We start from the raw sequence: 675 nt of genomic DNA, 5'->3' as shown, positions 1-675 counted from the left end.
CAGCGGAGGAGGCCGGTCATCATCGGCTCAGCTTGGAAGGCATGCGGCCGGAGCGGAGCGGAGGACGCATGACCGGTCCGGAGCGAAGCGGAGGGGCCGGTCATGTCCGGCTCAGCTTGGAAGGCATGCGGCCGGAGGAGCACGCATGACTGCGCGAGGGACGCTGCGGGTCTACCTGGGTGCGGCGCCCGGCGTCGGCAAGACGTACAAGATGCTGGAGGAGGGCCGGCGCCGCCGGGACCGCGGCACCGACGTGGTCGTGGGTCTCGTCGAGACGCACGACCGCCCCTTCACCGAGGCCATGCTCGCCGGGCTGGAGGTGCTCCCGCGCCGGGCGGTGCTGTACCGGGGAAGCACGTTCACCGAGCTCGACGTCGAGGCCGTCCTGCAGCGCCGGCCCGAGCTGGCGATCGTCGACGAGCTCGCACACTCGCGGGTGCCGTCCGGCAAGCGCTGGCAGGACATCGACCGGCTCCTCGACGCCGGCATCGACGTCCTCACCACCGTCAACATCCAGCACCTCGAGTCGCTCAACGACGTGGTGCAGCACATCACCGGGGTACCGCAGCGGGAGACCGTGCCCGACGCGGTGGTCCGCCGGGCCGAGCAGATCGAGCTGGTCGACATGACCCCGGAGGCGCTGCGCCGGCGGATGGCCCACGGCAACATCTACGC

Annotated in this window: 1 protein-coding gene; it reads left to right on the top strand. The window is 71.4% G+C overall.

Going from position 1 to position 675, the window contains the following annotated elements:
• Positions 1-145: 145 nt before the first annotated feature.
• The coding region (locus tag IEZ31_RS57070) for a histidine kinase (protein ID WP_444542473.1) at positions 146-675 on the top strand (530 nt) is incomplete at its 3' end.

It is taken from the genome of Dactylosporangium sucinum, from assembly GCF_014647515.1.
Lineage (GTDB): Bacteria > Actinomycetota > Actinomycetes > Mycobacteriales > Micromonosporaceae > Dactylosporangium > Dactylosporangium sucinum.
This window is presented reverse-complemented; position numbering and strand designations above follow the sequence as displayed.